Origin of the sequence: Alteromonas sp. BZK5 (genome assembly GCF_014349115.1) — a bacterium.
GTDB classification, from domain to species: domain Bacteria; phylum Pseudomonadota; class Gammaproteobacteria; order Enterobacterales; family Alteromonadaceae; genus Alteromonas; species Alteromonas macleodii.
On sequence record NZ_JACSOE010000202.1, the window covers coordinates 1 to 2,475 of the forward strand.

Genomic DNA, 2,475 nt, shown 5'->3' on the forward strand with positions numbered 1-2,475 from the left:
TGGAAAGCTGCACTCAAATGGTACAGCTCCATAGTTGACGCAGCCTGGGCCGGAGGCATATGAAATTAAATTCGTGGGGATCCCTCAGACTCTGACCCCATAATCTCACAATGCTAGTTGGTTTCGGCTTGCCATTCAGCTAATTGTTTAGCGATTTGTGCTGAGACTCGTTCGTCAACTATTGCGGCGCGTCGATTCATCTCGTGGTGCCACTGGCTGTTTTGTTTAATATGTGAAGGCACTGGCGCATGACGGTTCAAAGGACCCGGGTAATAGTATGCGTCAGCAACGTCTGAAAGCTTTTGATTCGTGCCGTCTGCAAATCGTGCTGAAATTCTGGATAAAGGGGAGTTCAATTCACTCTTTTCGTTAAGCAAAACAAGCGTAGGAGTAGAAATATCGGGTATTGTCGATGTGGAAAAGTGGGTCCATACTGTCGCAATATTTAGGTCCTTAAGTTTAGAAATAAAGGGCACAAACTCATTGAGTGCTTCTCCCCGCTTTAACGATACAGGCTGCTTTAATGTATGCATTGCGCCAAACAGAAGAATCGCTTTATCGTTTTGTTCAGCTATCTGCTTCACAGTTTTTTCATAGTTAACAATGCGTGTTTTGGTGAGAGACTGCCATTGCTCTTTGCTCAATCCTTCCCATTTAAACTCTGGTTCAGCTAGAGCTATGCGCACTTTATGGTTTGACGATGCATTGAGTAACCTTAGTTTCTGCACAAAATGTCGGTAATGCTTATATTGCCACGCCATGAAATAAATACTGTCCTGCCACAAAGGCTCTAACTCTTGCAGTGAAACCTTTGTATTGGGGTTAAGCAGATAATCATCCAACTCGGGCTGGTAATGGCTATTACCGAACTCAGTCACAATAACGTCGACTCTCTCAAAGATATCACGATCAGACAGAGCGTTGATTAAGAGCTCTGTCGGTGCTGCGGAGCCGTGTATATCACCAATTGCCACGATTTGATGTTCGCTTAATAAATGCTTAAAGGTTTGATTTACCTTGTTGTTCCCAGAATTAGCGATATGAGTTGAAGGCGAAACCTCGTTAGCAAAAGAAGTGTAAGGTAATAACACCGAACACATAACAATGACGAAAAGCGAATAAATCGAGAAAGAGTGGTAGCGCATCATATATATGAAAGAATAGTTTGTTTGTAATTGATTATCATTATTATTTATTGTAAATGAAAGGGGAGGTAAACATAAAACGGACGTTTTTACGTAATTCAATTAAAATAAAGTGGTATGAAGGTCATTGGCTTTAAAAAGGTGAATGAGTTGTAAAGTCTGCCGCTTCTCCTTTATTACGGACCAATGTCGAATTGATTCGGCTCGAGTGCTTGCGTATTCTCGACATACTTAATGAAATAACTGCTATAGGTGACAAACGTTGTGTGTGAACTTTTAGGCATGAGTGCGAACACTCCTACTGACCTATGTTTTAGTTTTACCGGGCTGACTCGCCGCGGTGGTGAAACAGGGCCGCATAAAGACGGCTGGGGCGTTGCTTTTTATGAAGGGAAGGGCGTGCGTATGTTTCACGATCCCGAGCCTTGCGCCACATCACCCATCGCAGACTTTGTTTCGAAGTTGCCTATAAAAAGCAAGAATGCGATTTGCCATATTCGTCAGGCTAATGTGGGTAACATTAACTTAGCTAACACGCATCCCTTTACTCGCGAACTGTGGGGGCGATATTGGGTGTTTGCGCACAACGGGCAACTACCTAACTTCTCACGTCGAATGGGTATTTACGAAGCAGTTGGGGACACTGATAGCGAAGAGCTTTTCTGCGATATTATGAATAACGTTAGGCAAAACCTCCCTCGAGACGCTATGCCTGAGCAGTTAGCTGAAACGTTAGTTTCACTTGCAAAGGAGTACGCTCAGCAAGGTGTATTCAATTGCTTGCTGAGCAATGGCGACTGGTTATTTACGTTCTGTAGTACAAAGTTAGCTAGCATTACCCGCAGAGCACCTTTTGGCCCCGCTTGTTTGAGTGATGTAGAGGTGGAAATTGATTTTGCAGCTGAAACCACGCCAAAAGATGTAGTGAGCATTATTGCTACTGAACCGCTAACAAACGATGAACAGTGGGATATCTACGAACGGGGTGAGTGGAAGCTATGGCAGGAAGGCGAAGTCATAGCCTCGGGTAAAGTGGATGTCCCTGAACACAAAAAAGAAGCCGATATGGTTGCACCCGATCCATCCCTTCACGACTAATCACGAATTATGGGGTCAGAGTAACTTAAATGGCCCCGCTCTCAATAAGCTCGGCGCTGAGTTAGTAACCAAGCGTAATAATGTACTCTGACCCCAATATTCAGGTTAGCTAGATCGATAATGTACTCTGACCCTGAGGGATCCCCACGAATTTAATTTCATATGCCTCCGGCCCAGGCTGCGTCAACTATGGAGCTGTACCATTTGAGTGCAGCTTTCCACTGTCGCATAG

General features: G+C 44.2%; 2 protein-coding genes. One reads left to right on the forward strand and one right to left on the reverse strand.

Features of this window, described 5'->3' with window-relative positions; all coding sequences use genetic code 11:
* Positions 1-113: 113 nt before the first annotated feature.
* On the reverse strand, positions 114-974 hold the full coding sequence (locus BIZ39_RS21235; protein ID WP_316248272.1) for a hypothetical protein: 861 nt from the start codon (positions 972-974) through the stop codon (positions 114-116).
* A gap of 435 nt (positions 975-1,409) precedes the next feature.
* Here BIZ39_RS21235 and BIZ39_RS21240 point away from each other — a divergent pair, with 435 nt between their 5' ends.
* On the forward strand, positions 1,410-2,243 hold the full coding sequence (locus tag BIZ39_RS21240) for a class II glutamine amidotransferase (protein WP_187448026.1): 834 nt from the start codon (positions 1,410-1,412) through the stop codon (positions 2,241-2,243).
* The last annotated feature ends 232 nt before the right edge of the window (positions 2,244-2,475 follow it).